General features: G+C 74.2%; 21 protein-coding genes and 1 pseudogene. 8 read left to right on the top strand and 14 right to left on the bottom strand.

Annotated elements, in window-relative coordinates; translation table 11 throughout:
• Nucleotides 1-5 precede the first annotated feature (5 nt).
• The 4 genes from IE252_RS22480 to IE252_RS22465 are packed head-to-tail and all read right to left on the bottom strand — an operon-like array spanning nt 6 to nt 2,491.
• Nucleotides 6-908 (bottom strand): phosphotriesterase family protein, encoded by a 903-nt coding sequence (locus IE252_RS22480; protein WP_190091419.1) that lies wholly within the window; start codon nt 906-908, stop codon nt 6-8.
• Nucleotides 902-1,471 (bottom strand): DUF4865 family protein, encoded by a 570-nt coding sequence (locus IE252_RS22475; protein WP_190091246.1) that lies wholly within the window; start codon nt 1,469-1,471, stop codon nt 902-904. Before IE252_RS22475 ends, IE252_RS22480 begins: the two co-directional genes overlap by 7 nt.
• A gap of 10 nt (nt 1,472-1,481) precedes the next feature.
• The gene (locus tag IE252_RS22470) at nt 1,482-1,886 is read right to left on the bottom strand and encodes a (R)-mandelonitrile lyase (RefSeq protein WP_190091245.1); all 405 of its coding nucleotides are present in this window, start codon (nt 1,884-1,886) and stop codon (nt 1,482-1,484) included.
• A 26-nt stretch (nt 1,887-1,912) separates the two neighbouring features.
• Nucleotides 1,913-2,491: a TetR/AcrR family transcriptional regulator gene (locus IE252_RS22465; RefSeq protein WP_190091244.1), complete on the bottom strand. Its 579-nt coding sequence runs from the start codon at nt 2,489-2,491 to the stop codon at nt 1,913-1,915.
• A gap of 153 nt (nt 2,492-2,644) precedes the next feature.
• On the opposite strand from IE252_RS22465, the gene IE252_RS22460 reads away from it, so the two are divergent.
• From IE252_RS22460 to IE252_RS22450, 3 genes are read left to right on the top strand one after another with little or no spacing between them, the layout of a single operon-like run.
• Nucleotides 2,645-2,950, top strand: coding sequence for an SHOCT domain-containing protein (locus IE252_RS22460; protein WP_190091243.1), 306 nt, complete (start codon nt 2,645-2,647; stop codon nt 2,948-2,950).
• Nucleotides 2,947-3,711, top strand: coding sequence for an ABC transporter ATP-binding protein (locus IE252_RS22455; RefSeq protein ID WP_190091242.1), 765 nt, complete (start codon nt 2,947-2,949; stop codon nt 3,709-3,711). The genes IE252_RS22460 and IE252_RS22455 overlap by 4 nt, the downstream gene beginning before the upstream one ends.
• Nucleotides 3,708-6,260, top strand: a complete 2,553-nt coding sequence (locus IE252_RS22450; protein WP_190091241.1) for an ABC transporter permease — start codon at nt 3,708-3,710, stop codon at nt 6,258-6,260. Before IE252_RS22455 ends, IE252_RS22450 begins: the two co-directional genes overlap by 4 nt.
• A 44-nt stretch (nt 6,261-6,304) precedes the next feature.
• Here the strand turns inward: IE252_RS22450 and IE252_RS22445 are convergent, their stop codons facing one another.
• Entirely contained in the window at nt 6,305-6,856 is a 552-nt protein-coding gene (locus IE252_RS22445) for an ATP-binding protein (protein WP_190091240.1), read from the bottom strand.
• A 145-nt stretch (nt 6,857-7,001) separates the two neighbouring features.
• Nucleotides 7,002-7,328: a hypothetical protein gene (locus IE252_RS22440; protein ID WP_190091239.1), complete on the bottom strand. Its 327-nt coding sequence runs from the start codon at nt 7,326-7,328 to the stop codon at nt 7,002-7,004.
• Between the two features lie 285 nt (nt 7,329-7,613).
• Here IE252_RS22440 and cds1 point away from each other — a divergent pair, with 285 nt between their 5' ends.
• Nucleotides 7,614-8,711, top strand: a complete 1,098-nt coding sequence (cds1, locus tag IE252_RS22435; protein ID WP_190091238.1) for an L-cysteine desulfhydrase Cds1 — start codon at nt 7,614-7,616, stop codon at nt 8,709-8,711.
• 87 nt (nt 8,712-8,798) lie between these two features.
• Here the strand turns inward: cds1 and IE252_RS22430 are convergent, their stop codons facing one another.
• Together IE252_RS22430 and IE252_RS22425 are read right to left on the bottom strand one after the other, a co-directional pair.
• A complete protein-coding gene (locus IE252_RS22430) occupies nt 8,799-9,293 on the bottom strand; it encodes an SRPBCC family protein (protein WP_190091237.1) in 495 nt (164 codons plus the stop codon).
• A 78-nt stretch (nt 9,294-9,371) separates the two neighbouring features.
• Nucleotides 9,372-10,229 carry a DeoR/GlpR family DNA-binding transcription regulator gene (locus IE252_RS22425; protein ID WP_190091236.1) on the bottom strand — a complete coding sequence of 286 codons (858 nt, stop codon included), beginning with the start codon at nt 10,227-10,229 and terminating at the stop codon, nt 9,372-9,374.
• Between the two features lie 242 nt (nt 10,230-10,471).
• Here IE252_RS22425 and IE252_RS22420 point away from each other — a divergent pair.
• Nucleotides 10,472-12,792, top strand: a pseudogene (locus IE252_RS22420) (hypothetical protein).
• On the opposite strand, the gene IE252_RS22415 reads toward IE252_RS22420, so the two are convergent.
• From IE252_RS22415 to IE252_RS22400, 4 genes are all read right to left on the bottom strand, one after another.
• Nucleotides 12,762-15,161, bottom strand: a complete 2,400-nt coding sequence (locus IE252_RS22415) for a right-handed parallel beta-helix repeat-containing protein (RefSeq protein WP_190091234.1) — start codon at nt 15,159-15,161, stop codon at nt 12,762-12,764. The pseudogene IE252_RS22420 and the gene IE252_RS22415 sit on opposite strands and share 31 nt — an antisense overlap.
• Nucleotides 15,162-15,252: 91 nt before the next feature.
• Nucleotides 15,253-15,858, bottom strand: coding sequence for an Rv1733c family protein (locus IE252_RS22410; protein ID WP_190091233.1), 606 nt, complete (start codon nt 15,856-15,858; stop codon nt 15,253-15,255).
• Between the two features lie 142 nt (nt 15,859-16,000).
• The gene (locus tag IE252_RS22405) at nt 16,001-16,834 is read right to left on the bottom strand and encodes an MOSC domain-containing protein (protein WP_190091232.1); all 834 of its coding nucleotides are present in this window, start codon (nt 16,832-16,834) and stop codon (nt 16,001-16,003) included.
• 64 nt (nt 16,835-16,898) lie between these two features.
• On the bottom strand, nt 16,899-17,351 hold the full coding sequence (locus tag IE252_RS22400) for a DUF6643 family protein (protein WP_190091231.1): 453 nt from the start codon (nt 17,349-17,351) through the stop codon (nt 16,899-16,901).
• A 232-nt stretch (nt 17,352-17,583) separates the two neighbouring features.
• On the opposite strand from IE252_RS22400, the gene IE252_RS22395 reads away from it, so the two are divergent.
• On the top strand, nt 17,584-18,900 hold the full coding sequence (locus IE252_RS22395; protein WP_190091230.1) for a TerD family protein: 1,317 nt from the start codon (nt 17,584-17,586) through the stop codon (nt 18,898-18,900).
• Nucleotides 18,901-18,961: 61 nt separating this feature from the next.
• Here the strand turns inward: IE252_RS22395 and IE252_RS22390 are convergent, their stop codons facing one another.
• Nucleotides 18,962-20,137: a glycosyltransferase gene (locus tag IE252_RS22390; protein WP_190091229.1), complete on the bottom strand. Its 1,176-nt coding sequence runs from the start codon at nt 20,135-20,137 to the stop codon at nt 18,962-18,964.
• Nucleotides 20,138-20,195: 58 nt separating this feature from the next.
• On the opposite strand from IE252_RS22390, the gene IE252_RS22385 reads away from it, so the two are divergent.
• Both IE252_RS22385 and IE252_RS22380 read left to right on the top strand, forming a co-directional pair.
• The gene (locus tag IE252_RS22385) at nt 20,196-20,981 is read left to right on the top strand and encodes a glutamate racemase (protein WP_190091228.1); all 786 of its coding nucleotides are present in this window, start codon (nt 20,196-20,198) and stop codon (nt 20,979-20,981) included.
• A 66-nt stretch (nt 20,982-21,047) separates the two neighbouring features.
• Nucleotides 21,048-21,626, top strand: a complete 579-nt coding sequence (locus IE252_RS22380) for a hypothetical protein (RefSeq protein WP_190091227.1) — start codon at nt 21,048-21,050, stop codon at nt 21,624-21,626.
• 51 nt (nt 21,627-21,677) lie between these two features.
• Here IE252_RS22380 and IE252_RS22375 read toward each other — a convergent pair whose 3' ends face one another.
• Nucleotides 21,678-22,739: an O-antigen ligase family protein gene (locus IE252_RS22375; protein WP_190091226.1), complete on the bottom strand. Its 1,062-nt coding sequence runs from the start codon at nt 22,737-22,739 to the stop codon at nt 21,678-21,680.
• Nucleotides 22,740-22,754: the final 15 nt, after the last annotated feature.

The raw sequence follows: 22,754 nt of genomic DNA, 5'->3' as shown, positions 1-22,754 counted from the left end.
GGAGGCTAACGCCGCAGCGCGAACGCCCCCTGCGGATTGGCCGCCAGGATCCGCTCCACCAGCTCCTCGCCCAGGGCGAGTTCGAGCCCGGGCCGCACCCGGCGCAGCAGATAGGGCATGCCCGGCGTGTCCGGGGTCACCGTGTCGCCGCCGAGCAGCAGCCGGTCCGCGAACCCGGCGTCCGCGAGCGCCTTCAGCGCCTGGGGCATCCGCCAGTCCGTGGCGTGGTTGGCCCGGGACGGCCCGTCGAAGCCCAGATAGGCGCCCGCCGCGGCGGCCTGGAGGTGGACGGTGGCGTCGGGGGAGCGGTTGAGGTGGCCGAGGATCATCCGGTCCGGCGCGACCCCGAGCTCCCCGCAGAGCAGGTCGAGCACGTCGAGGGCACCGGTCCCGAGCTCCAGGTGCACCGCGACGGCCGCGCCCGTACGGCGATGGGCCTCGGCTGCCGCGCGCATCGTCAGCCGCGCGTGCGCGTCGAGCCCGTGGAAGCCGCCCGCGACCTTGATCAGCCCGGCCCGGACACCGCCGCCCTCCTCGATGCCCTCGGTGATCTCGCGCACGAACAGCTCGGCGAGCGAGTCGCGTACGGAGTCGAGCAGTTCGGGCGGGTAGTGGGCCGCCTGGTGCAGACCGGTGGCGGCCACCACCTGGACGCCCGACTCCCTTGACAGCGCGGCCAGTTGGTCCGCCCGGCGGCCCATGCCGTACGGCGTCCACTGCACCACCGTGCCGCCGCCGAGGTCGTGGAAGGCGTGGAGCCGGGCGGCCGCCGCCCCGGTGTCGTCGAGCTCCTGGCCCGGCAGCAGCGGGCTGCGGATGAAGAGGTGGTCGTGGGCGTCCACGACGCCGAGCCGGTCGGCGGGCACATCGCCGAGCACGGTACGGACCACGGGCGCCCCGGTCACCAGTGCCGTCCCCGGGTCAGCTCGCCGCGCTCCGGCGCCGACAGGTGCAGCACCCGGAACCGGTCGCCGGGCGCCTGCGGGGCCTCCTGCTCCCAGAGCGTGAAGCGCAGCAGCTCCCAGCGGCGGGGGTCGACGGCCAGCGTGCTCGCCACCGTCCCGGGACCTGCCGCCCGCGCCAGCTGCTCGGCCACGAAGTCGGCGGGCCGCACACCCTCCGGCACCGCCAGGCGCTCGCGCGTCGCGGCGACCGGCACGGCCCCGGCCGCCGTCCCCTCCTCGTAGGAGAGCCCCATCCAGTGCTGGACCTCCGGGCGGCCGAAGTCGTCCACGATGCCCTGGAAGCCCGCGCCCCAGAGGAAGGAGTTCATGCCCTCGGGCGTGTTCCAGAGGTAGAAGGGCGCATAGGCGTTCACCGGCGAGCCCGCGCCACGCTCGCGGATCAGATACGCCTTGAGGCCGAGGCCGGGGAAGTCGTCGAGGAGATGGCCGCGGGTGGCGACGCGGGTGCGGATGATGTCCATGTCGTAGTCGGCGGGCAGGGGGATCTCGTACTGCAGGGCGTGCACGGCGTACTCCTCAGGAAGTGGACGACGGGTAGGCGTCGGCGGCGACATGGCGGTCCCAGTCGACGGCGGTGCCGTCCTGGGCGGCCTCGACGACCGCGAGATGGGTCATGAACGTGTCCGGTCCGGCGCCGTGCCAGTGCCATTCGTCCGGCTCGATCCAGACGGTGTCGCCCGCCCGGATCGGCTCGACGGGACCGCCCCTGCGCTGCACCAGGCCCTCGCCCTCGGTCACGTGCAGGACCTGGCCGTGCGGGTGGCGGTGCCAGGCCGTATGGGCGCCGGGGGTGAAGTGGACGCTGACCATCCGCAGTCGGGACGGCGACGGGGGCGTGGCGATCTCGTCCAGCCAGACCGTGCCGGTGAAGTGCTCGGCCGGGCCCCGCGCAGTGGCGGGACGCTGACGGGTGACGTGCATGGATGTTCCTCGACTCGTGGTGGTGGTCAGGGGGTGCGGGGCGCGAGCAGGGCGAGCAGGCCGCGGACGCCCGCGTCGAAGGCGGCGGGCGAGCCGGACGCACGGGCCAGGACGTAGCCGCCCTGGACGGTCGCGACCACCGTCGCCGCGATCTCCTCGGGCACCAGGGGAGCGCTGAACTCGCCCGCGTCCAGGCCCTCCTGGACGATCCGGGCGAGCTCCCCGCGCAGCCAGTCGACCGTCTCGGTGACGGGCGCGCGCAGCGCGTCGCTGGCGATCACGTCCGGGTCCATGGTCAGCCGCCCCACCGGGCAGCCGCGCAGCGCGTCGCGCTGGCGCAGCAGATAGCCGCGGATCCGTTCGTACGCGGTGCCCCCGCCCCCGAAGGAGGCCTCGGCGCTCGCGCGCAGCTCGTCGGCGGTGCGCCGGATGGCGGCGAGCGCCAGGTCCGGTTTGCCCGTGAAGTGGTGGTACATACTGCCCTGGCCCGCGCCCGACCGCTGCTGGATCGCCTTGGGGCTGGCGCCGACGTAGCCCCGGTCCCACAGCAGCTCCCGGGTGGCCTCGATCAGACGCTCGGGGGTGCTCATGGCCGTACTATACATACTAGTAGGTACAGAAGCGAGAGCAGTCGCACCGGCCCGGTCTACTCCCCGGGAGGTACGGCAAGTGCCGCTGGCTGTACGACGACCCGGGCCACCCCTCGGCGGGAGTCTCGAAAGCACCACGAGACACCCCCGACCGAGGAGCTGAGCACGATGAACACGCTGGCCTACGACGGACCCGGACCCTGGATCCTGTTCTTCCCGGTGATCTGGGCAGCCGTGATCCTCACGGTCGTCACCCTGCTGCGCCGCACGGTGTGGCGCGGACGGCGCGGCCCCTGGCGCCCGCCCTTCGGCGACCCCCGGTCCTACGACGACCGCCCCTCGCTGGACGAGCGCTCGCCGCTCGCCGTGCTGGGCCGCCGTTTCGCCGCCGGTGAGATCGACGAGGACGAGTACTGGCGCCGGCTCTCCGTCCTGGACGAGGAGTTCGGCCGTCGCAAGGGCGGTGCGGCATGACCACCGCGCTGCGGCCCACCGCCACCGCCGCCGCCCGGGTCGTCGACGCCGTCAAGACGTACGGCGCGGGCGACACCGAGGTGAGGGCCCTGGACGGGGTGAGCGTCGACTTCCCGGCCGGCCGCTTCACCGCGATCATGGGGCCCTCGGGCTCCGGCAAGTCCACCCTGATGCACTGCGCCGCCGGGCTCGACACCCTCACCTCGGGCTCCGCCTTCATCGGCGGCACCGACCTGAGCGGCCTCGACGACCGCGCGCTCACCCTGCTGCGCCGCGAGCGCGTCGGCTTCGTCTTCCAGGCCTTCAACCTGCTCCCGACCCTCACCGTGGCCGAGAACATCACGCTGCCCCTCGACCTCGCGGGGCAGCGCGGCGACCGCGAGTGGATCGACGCGCTCGTCGACACCGTCGGGCTGCGCGACCGCCTCCACCACCGGCCCGCCGAACTCTCCGGCGGCCAGCAGCAACGCGTCGCCGTGGCCCGGGCGTTCGCCGGGCGGCCCGACGTCGTCTTCGCCGACGAGCCGACCGGCAACCTCGACTCCCGCGCGGGCGAGGAGGTGCTGCGGCTGCTCGGCAGCACCGTCCGCCGCACCGCCCGCACGGTCGTGATGGTCACCCACGACCCGGTCGCCGCCGCCCACGCCGACGAGGTGCTCTTCCTCGCCGACGGACGGCTCGTCGACCGGATGCCGGCCCCGACCGCCGAGCGCGTGCTCGACCGGCTGAAGGCCTTCGACGCGCCGGGGGTGACGTCATGAACGCCGCACTGCGCCTCAGCCGCACCTCGCTGCGCTCCCACAAGCGCCGCTTCGCCGGGACCTTCGTCGCCGTCCTGCTCGGCGTCGCCTTCCTCACCGGCACCCTCGTCATGGGCGACACCCTGCGCGCCGGCTTCGACACGCTCTTCGCGGACGCCAACGCGGGTACGGACGCGGTCGTGCGCAGTACGAACGTGGTCACCGTCGCGGGCGAGGGCCAGGGCACCCGCCAGCCCGTGCCCACCGCGCTCGCCACCCGCCTGTCCGCCACCCCGGGCGTCGCCGCGGCCGTCCCCGACCTCCAGGGCTCGGGCCAGCTCGTCGGCTCCGACGGCAAGCCGATCGGCGGCCAGGGCCCGCCCACCCGGGCGGGCAACTGGATCACCGACCCGAAGCTGAACCCGTACCGGCTCGCCGAAGGGCGCGCCCCGAGTGCGCCGGGCGAGGTCGTGGTCAACCGGGGCGCCGCCGGCAAGGGCGGCCTGAAGCTCGGCGACACGACCGTGCTGCGCGTGCCCGACCCCGTACCGGTCCGGATCGTCGGCATCGCCACCTTCGGCGGCGAGGACGGGATGGGCCAGGCCACCTTCGCCGGGCTCACCCTCGGCGACGCCGAGAAGTACCTGGCGCCCAAGCCCGGGGAGGCCTCGTCCCTTTCCGTACGGGCCGGCCCCGGCGTGAGCCAGCAGCGGCTCGTCGACGCGCTGACTCCCGTACTCCCGAAGGGAGTAGAGGCGATCACGGGCAAGGCGGCCGCCGCCGAGAGCCTCGACATGGTCGCCGGGCTCTTCCTCGACCTCTTCACCGCGCTGCTCCTGGTGTTCTCCGGCATCGCGCTGCTCGTCGCCACCTTCTCGATCCACAACACCTTCGCGATCGTCGTCGCCCAGCGCACCCGCGAGAACGCCCTGCTGCGCGCGCTCGGCGCCTCGCGCCGCCAGGTCAGCACGGCCACCCTCGCCGAGGCCGCGGTCGTCGCGCTCGCCGCGTCGACGGCCGGAGTCCTCGCGGGCATCGGCATCGCGGCGGGCCTCCAGGCACTCTTCCCGGCCATCGGATTCCCCTTCCCCGCAGGCGACTTGGTGATCAGCCGGCTCTCCGTCGCGCTGCCGGTCGCCGTGGGCGTGCTCGTCTGCCTCGGCTCGGCGCTGCTGCCCGCGCTGCGGGCGGGCCGGACCGCGCCGCTCGCCGCACTGCGCGAGAGCGCCGTCGACCAGGCGGGCGCCTCCCGCACCCGCAAGCTGGTCGGCGGGGCCCTGCTGCCCGTCGGCGTCGGCGTGACCGTCGCCGGGGTGCTCGCCCCCGGCCTGCTGCTCGCCGGGACCGGGGCGCTGCTCACCGTCGCCGCGTTCGTGGTCCTCGGCCCGGTGGCGTCCTCGTACGCCGTACGGATCCTGGGCGCGCCCCTGGACCGGCTGCGCGGCGTGACCGGCGCGCTGGCCCGGCGCAACGCGCTGCGCAGCCCCCGGCGCACCGCGGCCACCGCCACCGCGCTGATGATCGGCGTCGCGGTGGTGTCGCTGTTCACCGTCTTCGGCGCCTCCCTGAAGGCGACGATGGACCAGACCGTGTCCCGCTCGTTCGCGGGCGACGTGGCCGTCGGCGCCCGGCAGTTCGGCGCGGGTGGCAGTGGCATCAGTCCCCGACTGGCCCCCGCCGTGGCCAGGTTGCCGCAGGTCGAGGCCGCGGTGGGGCTCGGCAAGGGCGTCGCGGACGTCGACGGCGGCGGCCGGAACATCACCGTCACCGACCCCGTGGCCCTCACCGGACTGCTCGACCTCGGCAAGGTCGAGGGCTCGCTCGCGGGCCTGGGCACCGACGGCCTCGCGGTCTCCGCGAACGAGGCCGACAAGCACCACTGGAAGCCCGGCTCGACCACCCGTCTGGCCTTCACCGACGGGAGCGAGCGGACCTTCACCGTACGGGCGGTGTACGCCGAGAAGGACCTGGCGGGCGACTACCTGCTCACCCGCGAGGCCTGGGCGCCGCACCGGGCGCAGGAGTCCGACACGCTGGTCGCGGTCTCCTTCAAGGACGGCGTGTCGGTCGCCGACGGCAAGAAGGCGGTCGAGAGGACGGCCGCCGCGTACGGGAACCCGACCGTCCAGACCCGCGACGAGTACGCGAAGTCCTCGGCGAGCGGCATCGACATGATGCTCACCCTCGTCTACGCGCTCCTCGCGCTCGCCGTCGTCATCGCGCTGCTCGGCATCGCCAACACGCTGACGCTGGCCGTGCACGAGCGCACCCGGGAGCTCGGGCTGCTGCGGGCGGTCGGCCAGACCAGGGCGCAGCTGCGGGCCATGGTCCGCTGGGAGTCGGTTCTGGTCGCGGCCTTCGGCACGGCGGGCGGCCTGGGGCTCGGCGCGTTCCTCGGCTGGGTCCTGGTGCGGGCCTCCGACGCGGACGGGACCGGCGCGTTCGCCCTGCCGCCCGTACAGCTGGCGGTCGTGACGCTGGTGGGGCTGCTCGCGGGCGCCCTGGCCGGCTGGCGCCCGGCCCGCCGCGCGGCCCGGCTCGACGTGCTGCGGGCGATCGCGACGCAGTGAGGCCCCGGTCTGTGACTCCCGCCCGGCTCGCGGATCCCGCCCGGTCAGCCCACCGCGGGCAGCCGGGCGGGAGTGCGCGGAAGACCTCCCCGGCCCTCGGTGCGCACCAGGGCGGGCCGTTTGTGCAGACAGGGGCCGGTCGCCTTGGCGGTGGCCGGTTTCGTCCCGTACGCCGGGCGGGTCGGCAGGGCGACCGCGGGCGGCGGCGCGGGGAGCGTGAACCACACGGTCTTGCCCGAGGTCCCCAGCGGACGCACCCCCCAGCTCTCGCTGACCGCCGCGATCATCGCGAGGCCGCGGCCGTTGGTGGCGAAGGGGTCCGCGCTGCGCACCGTGGGCATCCGCGGGTCGTGGTCGTGGACGGACACCGTGAGCCGGTCGCGCAACAGCTCGATCTCCACGGTGCAGAGCTTGTCCGGCTGGGCGTGCCGGTGGACATTGGTCAGCAACTCGGTGACGCCGAGCGCCGCCTCGTCTATCAGAGGATCGAGATGCCAGTAACGCAACTGTGCTGAAACGATTCTGCGGACTTGCCCGATCCGCGACGGCAGGGCTTGGAGCTCCACCGTGCAATGCCTGCTCGACTGGCTGATCACGGCTGCGACTCCCCGATTGAGGTCCGGAAGAAGCTTTTCTGGTCCGGCGGGCTGGATCGCAGCGTGACCGCCGGTAAACCCTGAGTGATGTGAGACCAGGGTGGCGCAGGGGTCGGCGCTCCGCAACTCGCGCCCCACCAGCCCCTCAGCCGCGCGGTTCACCCGCCGGGCGCACGGCCTTCAGGAAGCGCTGGGCGAGCTCCGCCCCGCGCGGCCTGCCGCTCTGCTGGCCCATGGTCAGCCGGTAGCGGTGGCCGTTGAGCTTGGCCACGGTCCGGTCGGCCTTGGCGGCCCACGGCAGCAGCGGCTTGCCCGCGCTCACCGCGCGCAGCGGGGCGCTGTCGATCTCCCGCCCGCTGCTGGTGAGCAGGGCGAGCCGGCCGTCCTTGATCAGGACCTGCCCCGCCCTGGTCAGCGAACGCGTCCACCGTTCGATCCGTACGCCCCTGGCGCTGAACTCGGGCTCGCTCATGGCCGCTGTGCCCCCTTCGTGCCGTTCCTGCTGGGCAGTCTGCACAACGATGGCCGTACGCACCAGGGCGCGCGGAGGATCGGCCGTCACCCGCCGCCGTACGCCGCTCCACCTGCGTCCCACAAGCCACCCCTATGGATCCTCAAAGGGAATGTTTGTGCAGGTGAGGGCGGTATTGTCAAGTGAGGGAGTGGTGCTTTTCCAGCCGACTTCGGCGACCCGCTCCACGACCTTTCCAGCCCGGGCGCCCTCGTCCCCGGGGCACCCGAGACTTGGAGGAGTGGCATGGAGACCATCGACGTGGACCGCAGCGACGCGGCCTACCGGGCGTGGCTCAAGGACGCCGTGCGCAAGGTCCAGGCCGACGCCAACCGCTCCGCCGACACGCATCTGCTGCGCTTCCCGCTGCCCGAGCGGTGGGGCATCGACCTGTACCTCAAGGACGAGTCCACCCACCCCACCGGCAGCCTCAAGCACCGGCTCGCCCGCTCGCTCTTCCTGTACGGCCTGTGCAACGGCTGGATCCGTCCCGGCAAGCCGGTCATCGAGGCGTCCAGCGGCTCGACCGCCGTCTCCGAGGCGTACTTCGCCAAGCTCATCGGTGTGCCGTTCATCGCCGTCATGCCCCGCACCACCAGCCCCGAGAAGTGCCGCCTGATCGAATTCCACGGCGGCCAGTGCCACTTCGTGGACGACTCGATGAAGATGTACGAGGAGTCGGCCGCGCTCGCCGCCGAGACCGGCGGCCACTACATGGACCAGTTCACGTACGCGGAGCGGGCCACCGACTGGCGCGGCAACAACAACATCGCAGAATCGATTTACCAGCAGCTGAAGCTGGAGCGCTACCCGGAGCCCGCCTGGATCGTGGCGACCGCGGGCACCGGCGGCACCTCGGCGACCATCGCCCGCTATGTGCACTACATGCAGTACGACACCCGCATCTGCGTCCCGGACCCGGAGAACTCCTGTTTCTTCGACGGCTGGACGCGCGGCGACGCGTCGGCGACCTCCGACTGCGGCTCGCGCATCGAGGGCATCGGGCGGCCCCGGATGGAGCCGAGCTTCCTGCCCGGTGCCATCGACCGGATGATGAAGGTCCCGGACGCGGCGAGCGTCGCGGCCGTGCGCGCCCTCGAAGCGGCCATCGGCCGCAAGGCGGGCGGCTCCACCGGCACCGGCCTGTGGTCCGCCCTGAAGATCATCTCCGAGATGGTGGCCGCCGGGCGCACCGGCAGCGTCGTCACCCTGCTCTGCGACCCGGGCGACCGCTACCTCGACAAGTACTACTCCGACGCCTGGCTGGCCGAACAGGGCCTGGACATCGCGCCGTACACGAAGGCGATCGACGCGTTCCTGGCCGACGGGGTGTGGCCGGAGTAGGACGGTCGGCCGGGGGGTGCGCGGCGGGAAGCGGCCAGTCGGGCGGGAAGAGGCGGGTGCGGTCGGTCCGGGCCGGGTGGTCCGGGTTTACGAGGCCGCTGTCCCCGGGGCGTCGCCCGGCGCGGCCAGGCGGCGGTCCAGCGCCGTCACCGCGTCGCGGAACGCCCGGCCCAGGCCCGGCTTCCCCATCCGCAGCGCGAACCGCAACGGCGCGCCGCCGGCGGCCGCGAAGGTCCACTGCACCCGGGTGCCGCCGGCTGTCGGGGTGAGCCGCCACTCCTCCAACAGGGCGTGCAAGCCCGGGGCGTTGGTGACGTCGACCCGGTAGGCGTAGCGCGCGGAGGGCTCGGCGGCCATCACCGTCTCCTCGAACCGGGTGCCGCCCTTCAGCCGGACCTCCCGGCCGCCGTCGGTGGCCCGCGAGTGGGTCACGGCCGCGAACCACTCGGGCCACGTCTCGGTCTCCACGGCGAGCGCGCGGTAGAGGGCGTCCGCAGGGGCGGCCGCCTCGGCGGCGAAGACGAGGCGCAGGGGCGCGGTCTCGACGAAGTCGAGCTCCACGGGACGGAGTCGGCGAGCCATCGGGCCGCACCTCCAGCGGTCGGTGTGGACGGGCACGAGCGGTCAACAGCGAGCCCGCACACCTTAACTGGCGGTCCGTCAGATGTCTTCGGCGGGGGTCGCGTCCACCTCGGCGTCGTCCTCGCCCGCCACGAGCAGCCCCGGCAGGTGCTCGGCCATCTCCTCGCGCGCGGCGTCGGAGAGCCCCGAGTCCGTCACCAGCGTGTGCACCTCGTCCAGCGAGGCGAACGAACTCAGCCCCACCGTCCCCCACTTGGTGTGGTCCGCGACCACCACGACCCGCCGCGCGGACTGCACGAACCGGCGGTTGGTCTCCGCCTCCGCCAGGTTCGGCGTGGACAGGCCCGCCTCCACCGAGATGCCGTGCACCCCGAGGAAGAGCACGTCGAAGTGGAGCGAGCGGATCGCCTGGTCCGCGACCGGCCCCACGAGCGAGTCCGACGGGGTACGCACCCCGCCGGTGAGCACCACGGTCGCGGCCCCCGGCCGGTTGCCGCCGTTGCCCGCGGCCCGCTGCGCCGCGTGGAAGACGTCCGCGACCCGCACCGAGTTGGTCACCACCGTCAGATCCGGCACGTCCAGGAGCCGGTGCGCCAGGGCGTACGTCGTCGTACCGCCGGAGAGCGCGATGGCGCTGCCCGGCACGGCCATCGCGGCCGCCGCGCGCGCGATGTCCTCCTTGGCGCTCAGCTCCAGGCCCGACTTGGCCTCGAAGCCGGGCTCGTGCGTGGAGGCCTCGACCACCGGCACCGCACCGCCGTGCACCTTCTCGATCACGCCCTGCCGGGCCAGCGCGTCCAGGTCCCGGCGCACCGTCATGTCCGAGACGTTGAGCTTCCGGGTGAGCTCATTGACCCGGACACCGCCACGCCGTCTGACCTCGTCGAGGATCAGGGCGCGACGCTGCTCCGCGAGCAGATTCTGGTTGTCGGTCACTGCCGGGTCGGTCCTTCCGCGTCGCCGTACATGTGGTCGCCGTACATCCGAATCCTGTCACGGGGAGATTCCGTGAGGACACCGCACTCCGGCCCGTGATCCGAGATCCTGAAGAACCCGCACGCCGGGGCCCCCGCGCCGGGGCCCGCGCACGACGTCAGACCCGCACGATCCGCGATCCGCACGACCGCCCCCGCCGTGTCCCGCCGCCGATCCTCCCACCATGAGAGCGAGTCACAGAAGTGTCCCGTGCCACACCGGCCGCCGACGACGGCGGGCCCGCGCTCGAACTGCTCGTCCACGGCGTCGGTGGTGCCACCCCGCAGTCCATGCTCGACGACCCGCGTACGGTCCGGGTCACCGGCGACGAGACCGCCGCCGTCTTCCGCCGCACCGAGGACGCCGACGCCGAGGACCACCCCGAGCGCTACCGCGACCGGCCGGTGCCCGAGGCGTACTGCTGGGCCAACCTCACCTCCGGCAACGGCGCCCGCGCCCTGTGGCTGCTGCTCCTGCCGTTCATGGTGGTCAACCTCGCCCACTGGATGCGCCCGCCGGCCCGCGACTCGGCGCGCGCGGTGCGGCTCTACGGGGTGCTCGTGCGGCTCGTCGCGCTCAGCCTGACCGTGCTGCTCACCGCCGCCGCCTGCGAGGTGGCGCTCGACCTGGCCGCCTGGCAGTGCGCGGGCTCGGCACAGTGCGCCGACGGGAAGTCCTGGCTCGGCTTCCTGTCGCCCGAGCGGCACGGCTGGTGGAGCCCGCCCGGCCGCCGCCTCGCGCTGGCCGCGCTGGTCCCCGCCGCCCTGACCGGGCTGCTCTGGTACCTCTCCAACCGCACCTGGAGCGCGTACGAGTCCCAGCAGCCGCTCGGCGCCGTCGGCGGCGACGACGAGCCGGACGCACCCGCCCTGAGCCGCCCCGGCTTCTGGTACGGGCGGCGCCTGGTCGCCCGGCTGCGCGCCGCGCACACCGCCGCCGGGTTCCTCACCGTCGCCGCGGCCGTCACCGGGGCCGCCGCCCGCCGCGACCGGGCCGCCGAGGGCACCGCGCTCGACGCCCTCGGCTGGCTCCTGACGGCGGCCCTCCTCGTGGGCGCGGCCGTCGTGGTGGCCGTGGTGTGCGGCCGGGGCCGCAGCGAGTCGCGCCTCGACGAGCACCTGGACCGGGCCGTCATCGCGTTCCTGCCCGCCACCGCCCTCGGCCTGCTCGCCCTGTCGATGGTGTACGCGTCGTGGGAGCGGCCCGGCTGGGCCTCGCACTCCACGCTCCCGGGCGACCGCACCTTCGGGATCATCGCGCTTGCCCAGGGCGTCCTGGTCGTGCTGCTCGCTGCGGTCGCGCTCGCGCTGCGGCGCCGCGCGCACGACTCCCGTACCGCGCTGTCCGGACTCGGCGGCCCCGCCGTCGCGCTCCTTGCGTGCGCGCTCGGGGGAGTGATGACCGGCGGCGTCGCCCAGCGGGTGGCCGACTGGCTGGACGGCTCCGGCACGCCCGGCGCGGCCCGCGACGTCTTCACCGGGCCGCCGCCGCTGCTGACTTGGCAGGCCTCGGTGATCCCGGCCCTGCTCGCGCTCCTCGTCCCGGCCGTCGCCTGGTTCGCGTGGCGCACCTGGCGCACCGCGCGCGCCGAGGAGCCGGGGCTGCTCGCGGACTACCCGGGCGAGCGCCCGGACGCCGCCCGCTCCCGGCGGATCGCCAACGCCCGTGCGAGGGCCGGGCTCACCGACCGCGCGCCCGCCTTCCTCGGCATCGTCGGCGCGGCCACACTGGTGCTCGGCGCGGGCGCGCTCGCGGGCTCCTGGACCACCGGGGAGGTGCCCGGCCGGGCGGCGGCCGACGCGCCGGGCGCACTCGCCTCGGCCGCCGACACCGCGCAGGCGCTCGGCTCCTGGTTCACCGGCCTCGGCTTCCTGCTCTTCGTCACCTGGGGGCGGCGCGCCTACAAGGACGCCTCGGCCCGGCGCACCATCGGCATCCTGTGGGACGTGGGCACGTTCTGGCCGCGCGCGGCCCATCCGTTCGCCCCGCCCTGCTACGCCGAGCGGGCCGTGCCCGACCTCGCCTGGCGGATGAACACCTGGACCGGACGCACCGCCGGCGGCCGCCTGGTCATCTCCGGCCACTCCCAGGGCAGCGTCCTGGCGGCGGCCGCCGTGTGGCAGCTGCCCGCCCGCACCCGCCGCAGCGTCGCCCTGCTCACCTACGGCTCGCCCCTGGAGCGGCTGTACGGGCGCTGGTTCCCCGCGTACTTCGGGCGCCCGGAGCTGAACGCACTCCACCGGGAGCTGCACTGCTGGCGCAACCTGTGGCGGGCCACCGACCCGATAGGCGGTCCGGTCCTGCCCGGCACCAACGTGGACCGGGGCCCGCTCCTCGACCCGCTCGCCTTCGGCCGGACGAAGCGGCACCCGCTGCCCGCGCCGATCCTGGCCCACTCGGACTACCAGGCCGACCCGGTCTTCGCCGAGGAGCGCACCGCCCTCCTCGACGAACTGGCACCGGCGCTCCCGCACCAGCGCTGACACCTGTTCGTCAGGGCAGTTCGGGCAGGTCGTCCGGGTAGAGGAGGCTCAGGTCGTCCGGGCTTGCGTCGGCGAACTGGGCGACCCGGCCCGCGTGCCGCTCCACCATCGACTCGAACGTCTGCCGCGCGGTGCGGCCGTTGCCGAACGCCGGGCCCTTGGGCAGCGCCGTGAAGTACTTCAGGAGTGCCTCGGCCGTCCCACCCCCCAGCCGGTACTCGTGCTCCTCCGCCTGCTGCTCCACGATCCGCAGCAGCTCGTCCGGGTCGTAGTCGCTGAAGGTGATGGTCCGTGAGAAACGGGACGCCACCCCGGGGTTGACGCTGAGGAAGCGTTCCATCTCCGCCGTGTACCCCGCGACGATCACCACCACCGCCTCGCGGTGGTCCTCCATCAGCTTCACCAAGGTGTCGATGGCCTCGCGGCCGAAGTCCCGTCCGGAGTCCTCGGGCGACAGCGCGTACGCCTCGTCGATGAACAGCACTCCGCCGCGCGCCCGGTCGAACGCCTCCTGGGTGCGGATCGCGGTCGACCCGATGTGCTCGCCCACCAGGTCGACCCGGGACACCTCGACGAGGTGCCCGCGCTCCAGGACGCCGAGCGAGGCCAGGATCTCCCCGTAGAGCCGGGCGACCGTGGTCTTGCCGGTGCCGGGGGAGCCGGTGAACACCAGATGGCGGCGGACCGAGGCGGCCTTGAGTCCGGCCCGCTGCCGCTTGCGGCCCACCTCGATCATGTCGGTGAGCGCCCGCACCTCGCGCTTGACGCTCTCCAGGCCCACCAGCGCGTCCAGTTCGCCCAGCACGTCCTGCGAGGAGCGGGCGGGCTCCTCGACGGACACCGCCGGGGCTTCGGTCGGGCGCTGCCCCGGGACCGTGGAGAGCAGGCCCATGGTCTGGGTGGCGGTCTGGACGGCGGGCGGCTCCGGCGCCCCGGGCCGCACCCCGCTCTCGTCGCTGGTGCACTCCTCGGCGACCGGCCCGTCCTCGCCGAACTCGTACCCACCGCGCGCGCAGCGCTCGGTGCGGCAGCGCGTCAGTGTCGTACGGCAGCCGTCCACCACATGGAAGCCGTAGCCCCCGCTGCCGGTCACCCGGCAGCCGTGGAAGGTGCCCCGGCCCTCGGCCGACACATAGAACCCGGCCTCGGCGGGCGCGGTGACCGTGCAGCGCTCGATGCGCGGGTCGGCGCCCTTGGTGACGATCACGCCGGTCTGCGCCGCGTCGATGGTGCAGTTGGCGAGCGTGCCGCCGCTGCCGTGGTCGCGGAACCAGGCGCCCGTGGACACCTCTCTGATCCGGCAGTCGTCGAGCTGCGCGGTGGCGCCGTCGCTCACCGACACCGCCGTGTTGCGCACCTGCGAGATGTCGCTGTCGACGACGTCCGCGCGCGAGCCCCGGTCCAGGACGAACAGCGCGTCCGGCACGTCGTGGACGCGGCACGCCTCCAGGACCGCCGTGGCGCCGTCGCTGACCCACACCGCCGGATAGTCGCCCGTACTGTCGTGGATCTCGCACTGGTTGGCGTCCACCCGGGTGCCCGGGTCCCACACCGACAGGCCGTTGCGGCCGAAGCTGCGCACCGCCGAGCGAGTGAGGGTGAGCACCGAGCGGGAACGCAGGTCCACCGCGTTCTCGGGGATGTCGTGGATGTCGCAGTCGGCGAGCGTGAGCACCGCGTCCGTGTCGAGCGTGACGCCGTCCGCCGAGGTGCGGTGCACCGTGCAGTCGGTGAGGTGGGCGGCGGCGCGCGCGGCGATCTGCACCCCGGCGCCCTTGATCTCGTACACCTCGCAGCCCAGTGCCTCCAGGCCGGTGCCCTCGCCGGTCACCGACAGGCCCGCGCCCGAGGCGTGGTGCACCCGGCAGCGCTCAAGGCGGGGGTGGGCGCCCGCGCGGACCGAGACGCCCGACTGGCCGGCCGCGACCACCTCGCACTCCTCGAACAGCCCGCCCGCGCCGTCCAGTACGCCGATGCCGACCCCGCCCGGGTTGTCCACCGTGCAGCGCCGGACCGTGGGGCGGGCCGCGCCACGCACCTCGATGCCGACCGCCGAACGGGTCACCACCCGCAGGTCGCACAGCTCGGGTGCGCCGTCCTCGATCAGCAGGGCGGGCGCCGCCGCGTCCTGCCCCTCGATCTGGAGGTCGAGCACGGTGGCGGAGGCGCGCACGGTCAGCGGGACGCCGTCGACCGGCGCGATCCGCACCGAACCGGCCGAGCCCTCCGGGCCGCGCAGGGTCACGGCCCGGCGCAGGACCAGGTTCTCGCGGTAGGTGCCGGGCGCGACCGTGAGGACGTCGCCGTCCGCGGCGGCCTCCAGGGCAGCGGCGAGCGAGGCGTATTCGCCGGTGCGGCGCCGCCACCTCGAAGTGCCGGTGTGGGTTACCTGGACCGTGCCCTGAGCCATGGCGCTGCTGTGCCCCCACCTCGTGCGTGCGAACGCTGTACGTGCGACTGATGGTCCACCGTAGCGCGCGCGGGGCCGGTGAGTTGACCGGTCAGCTGCCTGCTCCCGCACGGCCCCAGTCCGGACCGTATCCGGCCCAGGCGCGGTCGAGACGGGCATACCGCCGTCGCATCAGGCGCCATACGACCAGCCGTCGTATGCCCTCGACGAGGCCGGCCGCGGCCAGGGCCGCGCCTATCCCGGCGAACACCGCGTGCGCGTGCGCGGTGGTGGAGTCCAGGGGGCGGCTGGTGCGCATGCCCCGGTCGTCCGTCCACATGCGGAAGGTGGAGCCCGCGGGGGCCGATCGCCGGGGGGCGGCGACCGTGCCGGTATGGAGCGTGCCGTCGTACGCCGTCCAGTTGGCCACCACCCGGATCCGGCCCTCGCGGCCGCCCACTCCCTCGGCGTCGGCGAGCGCGCTGCGCTCGTGCGCCTGGCGGAGCACCACGGCCGTCGTCGAGTGGCGCTCGCGCTGCTCCCTGGTCACCGTGCGCTGCAGCACACGGTCGGTACGCGCCCCGCACAGGCTGCCGAGCACCGGCGTGGCCAGCACCATCAGCACCAGGGCGGCCAGCGCCACCCATGCCTCCACGAGATCCGTACGGCGGCGTAAGGGGTTCTGCCGCCAACGCCACACCCCCACTGCGGATCGCACTGAATCGCACCCCCTTCCGCTTGCGTCCTGGCCCCCTGCGGTGCGCCCTACGCGCGAGCGGGCCCAAGAGAGAGCAACGTCACCCGAGCCCCCTCCCGCACAACGCGTCCGCTGTCCCCACGAGTTCCCGCGGACGGGCGGCTTACGCGAGAACGCGCACGGGATCACCGGTGCGGATGACGCCGGTGCCCTCGGGGACGACGTTCTGCCCGAAAACGAGCTTGGTGCCGAAGCGGCGGTGGCGGCCCAGGGTGCGCAGCGGCTCGCGGCCGCGCTCGGCCGTCTCCTGGTTCGTGGTGGTGACGACACAGCGCCCGCAGGGCTTGGCGACCCGGAAGACGACCTCGCCGATCGCGATTCGCGACCAGTGGTCCTCGGCCCACGCCTCGGTGCCGTCGACGACGACGTTGGGGCGGAACCGGTTCATCGGGAGCGGGCCCTCGTGCGGCTGACCGCCCTGCGCGATCAGCGAGTTCAGCGCCTCCAGCGAGGCGGTGGTGGCGATCAGGAGCGGGAAGCCGTCGGCGAAGCTCACCGTCTCGCCGGGCAGCGCGAAGTCCGGGTCGATCGGCCGCCGGGTCGCGGGATCGTCGAGGTGGACCAGCCCGACCTCCACCCCGAGGTACTCGCTGAGCCACTGGTGCGCGCTCTCGTCGGCGGCTATCGCCTCGACCTTCTTGCCGAAGAGCGTCACCGCGCTCGCGCCGATCGGCTCCGGCACGGCGACGGTCAGATCCTCCCGGCCCGGCGCGGACAGCCGGACGGAGCCGTCCGGCAGCGCACGGGCGGCGGCCAACGCGAGCCGCGCCTGCTCGCGTTGGGTCACGGCCTTCCCGGCGGCGTCGACGACCATCCAGCGGCGGTCGCCGGCCGGGCCCCACGGTTCGACCGGCACCTCGTCGAGTCGGTACCCCCCGACCGACTTGACGGGGTAGACGTTGATGTGGCGCACGACGGGCTGAATCGGACTCTCCATGAGCCAATCCTGCCAGCCGCCTCGGACATCCGGTCGAACGCGGTGGAGCGGCGGGCGGCCCCGCTCAGTACCCCGTGTTCTGGTACGGCTGGTTGTAGCCGTCGTACGGCGCCGGGGCGGGCGCGGGGCGCGGGGCCGCCGGGCGCATCGCCTCGTAGCCGGTCGGGCCCATCGGGCGCTGCTGCTGGGCCTGCGGGCCCGGGTAGCCGCGCGGGGCCGCGGTCTGCTGCGGGATGTAGGGCGCGGGCGCCTGCTGCAGCGGCATCGGCTGCGGCGCCTGCTGGTAGCCGTACGACGAGGCGTACGCGGGCTGCTGGGAGGGACCGGCGGGCAGGGCGGGGAGCGCGGCCGGGAGGGCCGGCAGATAGCTGCTGCCGGTGTCGTACAGGGAAGGCACTCGGATCGGGGCGATCTGAGGCGTGCCCCGCTCTGCGACGAGGGAGTCGTAGATGGGGGTGTCCGGGAAGGACGGCGCGGAGTAGTAACCGCCGCCATAGGTGGAGCGGGGGGAGGTCATGGCACATAAGTTAAGCCCACGATGTGGTCGTTGTGGAGCCCGATAAGAGGGTTGTTTTACGGGTTCGGAGTGACCGCACGTCCCCAATGCGAGCGAACATGGGAAAATCGGTCGCCCGGGAGCGTACGGATCCTGTAAAGGGCGAGCTCGGGAGGGGTTACCGGCGGGTGCCGGAAGGTCCGCCGGGGTTTAGGTTGACGGTGCGGAAAATCTTTCGGCACCCCGACTCGCGATGGGGGCGAGCATGTCCATGCTTAAAGGGTCCAATGTTCCGGTGCCGGCGCCGGCCGTACGCGTCGAATTGGCCTGGCGTTTTGGTCCCGGGGTGCCGGACGCCGACGCCTCGGCCCTGCTGATCGCGTCGGGCACCGGGAAGGTCCGCTCCGACGCGGACTTCGTCTTCTACAACCAGCCCGCGCACGCCTCCGGCGCGGTGCGGCACGAGGGCAAGCGGAGCTCGCCGGACGGTGTCACGGACACGCTCTTCGTCGACCTCGCGCGCGTGGAGCCCGATGTGGAGCGCGTGGTGCTGGCCGCCTCCGCCGACGGCGGAACGTTTGGCCGCGTGCCGGGGCTGAGCATCCGGGTCCTGGACGCGGCGAGCGGCGCGGAGCTCGCCCGCTTCGACAGCGCGGACGCGACCGTGGAGACGGCGTTCATCCTGGGCGAGCTCTACCGGCGCCAGGGCGCGTGGAAGTTCCGCGCGGTGGGCCAGGGATACGACTCCGGACTCGAAGGGCTGGCAACGGACTTCGGCATCACGGTCGACCGGCCGGTCCCGGCGCCGGCCCCCGTCCCGGCGACCGCCCCGCCGACTCCACCCGCCCCCGCCCCCGCCCCCGCGACGACCGTCCCCGCCTTCCCGGCAGCCGCCCCGCCGCCCCCCGCCGCGCCGCCCGCGCCCACCCCCGTACGCCTGTCCAAGGTGACCCTGACCAAGGCGGCCCCCACGGTCTCGCTGGCCAAGCAGGGCGGCAGCTCGGGGGCGCTGCGGGTCAACCTCAACTGGCAGATGCGCAAGCAGTTCAGCGGCTGGGGCGCCAAGCTCGGGCGGGCCGTCGCCAACCACGCCGATCTCGACCTCGACCTGTGCGCCCTCTACGAGCTCGCGGACGGCCGCAAGGGCGTCGTGCAGGCGCTGGGCAACGCCTTCGGCTCGCTCAGCCGCCCCCCGTACATCCACCTCGACGGCGACGACCGCACCGGCGCCGTCACCTCCGGCGAGAACCTCACGGTCAACCTCGACCACAAGGACCAGCTCCGCCGCGTACTGATCTTCGTGACGATCTACGAGGGGGCGCGCAGCTTCGCCGACCTGCACGCCACGGTCACCCTCCAGCCCCAGCACGGGGCGGCGATCGACTTCTCGCTCGACGAGTGCACCGTGCCCTCCACGGTCTGCGCCCTCGCGCTGCTCACCAACAACGGGGGCGACCTCGTCGTCCAGCGCGAGGCCCGCTATCTGGTGCCCGCGCGCGGCGTCAGCCCGCAGCGCACCATCGACAAGGAGTACGGGTGGGGAATGAACTGGACACCCGGGCGCAAATGACGCGCGCGTGGGCGCGGTTCGGGCGGTCGGAACGAGTTGGAGCGCGGCGGCCCGGCCCGGCTCACTGGTTCGGTGTCGCCTCCGGGCGCGCATAAGTGCGCCCCTTCCACGCTGCCCCGCGCCCCCGGTAGTGCTGGACGGCGGAGTCCACCGTCATCAACAGATACAGCAGCGCGGTGAACGGCAGCAGCGGCGCGAGCAGCAGCGGCTGCCGGTAGTACCGCAGTATCGGTACGTACGTCCCGGCCATCACCAGCCACGCGAGCCCGCCCGCCCAGCCCGCCACGGCGTCGTGCCGCGCCATCCCGACGAAGAGCGCGACCGGGGGAGCTAGATAGATCAGCGCGAGCCCCGCCACCGTCCCGAGCAGCAGGGCCGGACTGTGCCGCAGCTGGGCGTACGCGCTGCGCGCGACCATCCGCCACAGGTCGGCGAGGCGCGGGTAGGGGCGCACGCTGTCGACGCGCTCCGCCAGGCCGAGCCAGATCCGCCCGCCCGAGCGGCTCACCGCGCGCGCCACCGACACGTCGTCGATGACCGCCTGGCGCACCGACTCCGGGATCCGCGCCCGCTCGGCGGCCTCCGTCCGCAGCAGCACGCAGCCGCCCGCCGCGGCCGCCGTGCGCGCCCCCGGGGTGTTGATCCAGCGGAAGGGGTACAGCTGCGCGAAGAAGTAGACGAAGGCGGGCACCACCAGCCGCTCCCAGCCGCTGGCCACGCGCAGCCGCGCCATCTGCGACACCAGGTCGAGCCCGTTGGAGCGGGCGGCGGCCACCAACTCCCGCAGGCTGTCCGGCTCATGGGCGATGTCGGCGTCGGTGAGCAGCAGGTACTCGGGCTCGCGCGCGCGGGCCAGCGCGATGCCCTGGCGCAGCGCCCACAGCTTCCCGGTCCAGCCTGGCTCGGGCTCGCCGGGCTCGACCACGGTCAGCGGCAGCGCGCACGCCTCGCGCGCGGCCAGCGCCCGCGCCAGCTCGGCCGTGCCGTCCGAACTGCCGTCGTCGACCAGGAAGATCTCCGCCTCGCCCGGATAGTCCTGGGCGAGCAGGGTGGGCAGGCTGCGCGGCAGCACCTGCGCCTCGTCCCTGGCCGGTACGACGACGGCGACATACGGCCAGTCCACCGGGGCGGAACGGGCGGGCAGCCGCTGGTCCGTGCGCCAGAAGAAGCCCTGTCCGAGCAGCAGCCAGAGCCAGCAGGCCAGTGACACCACGGCGATCCATGCGAGGGCGCTCATCCGCCGCAGTCTGCACCACCTGAGCGGGTGCGCAAGGGCGGTCGACTATGGTGACCGGGTGAAGATCGCGCTCATGGACTCCGGAATCGGCCTGCTGGCGGCCGCCGCCGCCGTGCGCCGGCTGCGGCCGGACGCCGACCTCGTCCTCTCCTCCGCCCCGGACACCATGCCGTGGGGCCCGCACACGCCGGAGGAGGTCACCGAGCGCGCGCTCGCCGTGGCACGCGCCGCCGCCGAGCTCGGTCCGGACGCCCTGATCGTGGCCTGCAACACCGCCTCGGTGCACGCGCTTGTGGCGCTGCGCGCCGAACTGGAGCCGCGGATCCCGGTGATCGGCACCGTACCGGCGATCAAGCCGGCCGCCGCCGCGGGCGGCCCCGTCGCCATCTGGGCCACCCCGGCCACCACCGGCAGCCCCTACCAGCGCGGGCTGATCCGTGAGTTCGCCGACGGCGTCGAGGTCACCGAGGTCCCCTGCCCCGGGCTCGCGGACGCGATCGAGCACGGCGACGAGCCCGCCATCGAGCTGGCCATCGCCGCGGCGGCCGATCGGACCCCCCAGGATGTAAGGGACGTCGTCCTGGGCTGCACCCATTACGAGCTGGTCGCCGAGCGGGTGCGTGCCGCCGTGCGGCAGCCCGGTCTGCCCGCGCCCGGTCTGTACGGCAGCGCGTCGGCGGTCGCCGCCCAGGCGCTGCGCCGGATCGGCGCGGAAGCCGCCCCCGACGCGGCGCCCACCGGCAGCGTGACCGTGCTGCTCAGCGGGAGGACCGCCGCGCTCCCGGACCCCGCGCTCGGCTACCCGGAAGGCCTGCTGCTCCAGGCGGTCACGCCCGCTCACTGAACGTGGTTCCGCTCACTGAGAGTGGGGTCACTGCCGCTTCTGTGGATTCTGAGTAGTCTGCTAGGCATGAGGGAATTCCCCCCCGAGCCCCCGGCGCACGACAGTGGTGCTCCGGCGCTCGCCCCGCAGCCGGCGCTCTGGACCGGTCGCGCGACCAACCGCGTCCAGTGGCTGCTCGCCGCCGGTGGCGCGGCCTGTGTGGCGCTCGGCGTCGAGCTCGCCGTCGACTCCAATTGGACGTCCGGCACCGCCCCGCTGCTGATGTCGGTGATCGGCTGCGTCGCGGCCGGGCTCCTGGTGATCTACGGAACGCTCGCCTTCGTCCATGTGGCCGTGAAGGTCGACGACGACTCCCTCGAAGTGCGCTGCGGCCACATCGGCCTGCCGCGCCGCCGGATCCCGCTCGACGACGTGGTGGGCGCGGACTTCGCGCCCCGCGTCACCCCGCGCCAGTGGGGCGGCTGGGGCTACCGCTGGCGCCCCGAGAAGGGCACCGCGGTCGTCGTACGCCGAGGCGAGGGCCTGGTGCTGCGGCTCGGCGACGGCCGTGTCTTCACCGTGACGGTGGACGACGCCGAGGCGGCGGTCCGTGTCATCCGCGACCGCCTGAGCCTGCTGGGCACCACCAAGCACGCCGAGGCCTGATCACCTCGCGGTCTTCAGCCACGCGCGCGTAGGCCTTCTCCTCAGACTGCTTCACCCACGCGCGTGCACGACGCCCACACCCGGCTCCGCCCCTTGCTGCCCGTCCCCCGGCGGCCGTGCCGTGGCCAGGCCCGCCAGCAGGCCCGCGCCCATCGTCACCGGGGTGAAGCTCAGTGCGTTGCCGACGCAGGCGAAGGCGGCCAGCGCGGTGAGCGCGGCCCCCGCCGTGAGGACGACGGGTGCGGACCGGGGCGAGCGCCACAGCGCGTACAGGATCCAGCCGTAGGTGGCCCCGAGCAGCGTGGCTCCCACCACGCCCTGCTCCGCCGCCTGCTGGAGCAGGGCGGAGTGCGGCTTGCCGGCGGCGACCGGGGACTGCCGCGCCACCGGGCTGAGGCCGCCGAACCGGTCGGGCCCGGTTCCCCGTACGGGATGGTCCTCGGCCAGCTGCACCGCGTCCCGCCACAGCAGCACGCGCTCCGGAGTGAGCTGGCCCTCCAGAGAGACGGTGAGCCCGTCGGGCAGTACGTCCTCGGCCACGGCGACCGACCCCACCGCGACCAGCGCGGCGACCGCCGCGAGCCCCGCGAGGCCCACGGTCCGGTGCCGCATCCGGGCCGCCGCCAGAGAGCACAGCAGGACGCCGAGCGCCGCCGCGCAGCCCGCCGCCGACCCGAGCGCGAGGGCCGTGCCCGCGCACCCCACGGCGAGCAGCCGCAGCGCGAGGCGGACGACCGCCGTACGGGCCGCCCAGGCGCCGCAGCAGGCCGCGCCCGCGGCGAGTGCGGGAAGCGCGGCCGAGACGCCGATGTGGCCCGGGAGCGGGTCCACGGTGGCGCCGGGGACGCCGTCCCTGGAGGCGTACGCCAGGAGCAGGCCCGCCGTCGCGGCGCAGGTCGCGGCCGCCACCGGCACCAGACTGCCGCTGATCCGGCCCAGCGCGTACCCGGCGGCCACCGCGAGCACCGCGAGGAGCACGCCCTCGGGCCGGGCCTCCCGTCCCGCCGCCGCGACCAGTGACCAGCCCGCGCAGGCGCCCAGCACCAGGACGCCGACGAGATCGGGCCCGGCCCGGCGCTCGGGTGCGGCGGACCGGCCTGTCGATGCGCTCATCCCCGCCCCCCGGCC

This window comes from Streptomyces melanogenes (assembly GCF_014649795.1).
Lineage (GTDB): Bacteria > Actinomycetota > Actinomycetes > Streptomycetales > Streptomycetaceae > Streptomyces > Streptomyces noboritoensis.
This window is presented reverse-complemented; position numbering and strand designations above follow the sequence as displayed.